The following is a 952-nucleotide window of genomic DNA, read 5'->3' as shown; positions in this document are numbered from 1 at the left end:
AAATTTATTATTTACCATATTCGGTAATTTTCAAATGTGTTTTCGTTCCACCATCTATTAACTGATTTCCCAAACAATCGTTTCGTGCACAATAAGTCAACACTTCCTCATAATCCTCAATCAACCCAACACCCTTCTGGAAAACCTCGTATCGATTATCTCTATATGTAATTAAATCATCTGCCTCTTCCTGATCGATCTGAATCATATTCGGGCTTCCAGGAAAGAATTTAATTTCAAATTCATCCTCTGGAGACTCAAGATAGATATTAGAATCCCAACTTACTCCTTCATTTGGAGGAAAAACCAAAGCCACTGAAGGTTGATTTTGAATTGTTCTAATGAGAGAATTCCTTCTAATAAGCATGGTATAATTCTCTATTGGACTCCAATTCGATTGATCATAAGATTTACTTCTTTCTATAATAAAAACCTGTTCGCCCGCCTCATTGATATAAAAAGAGATAATGCTATCTCTATAAAAAAAGCTGTCTTCCTCTGAATCATTTTCTCCAAAATAGATTATCTGGTCTACTGAGTAAATCCAAAAATTTCCAACTTCCAAAGGCTGATAATCAAAACCGAAATCAATTGGGTCTTCTTCAATTTCACGGTTACAACCCAAAACTGAGATAATTATTATGAAAAGAATAAAAGGAGTAAGTCTATTCATTAATCAATTAAAGTCTAAAATTACACTTTATATCCTATTTTACCTTTCTGAGTACTTATAACATTATTGCTTTTTATTTTTCCTAGCCCAATCATCCTGATTACCTTTACATCAATAAAAAACGAGAAATGGCTTTAGGAACTTTTGTAAAAATAAGTGGTATAACTAATCTTAGCGATGCCAGATATTGTGCTGGAATGTATGTAGATCTAATTGGATTTGCACTCGAAGATAATTCTGAAAAACATGTGACACCTTCACAATTCCAGGAAATAACTG

1 protein-coding gene is annotated in these 952 nt (G+C 32.6%); it reads right to left on the bottom strand.

The features are described 5' to 3' along the window. Nucleotides 1–7: 7 nt before the first annotated feature. Nucleotides 8–673, bottom strand: coding sequence for a hypothetical protein (locus Q0L68_RS18660; protein WP_296705765.1), 666 nt, complete (start codon nucleotides 671–673; stop codon nucleotides 8–10). Nucleotides 674–952: the final 279 nt, after the last annotated feature.

The sequence above is a fragment of the Algoriphagus sp. genome, from assembly GCF_024642405.1.
Lineage (GTDB): Bacteria > Bacteroidota > Bacteroidia > Cytophagales > Cyclobacteriaceae > Algoriphagus.
Note: the sequence above shows the minus strand (reverse complement) of the source record. Positions and strands in the feature narration are given on the sequence as shown.

Bases quoted from the DNA above. Each gene is read 5' to 3' on its own strand.
- Q0L68_RS18660 (WP_296705765.1), bottom strand. From the start codon at position 673: ATGAATAGACTTACTCCTTTTATTCTTTTCATAATAATTATCTCAGTT.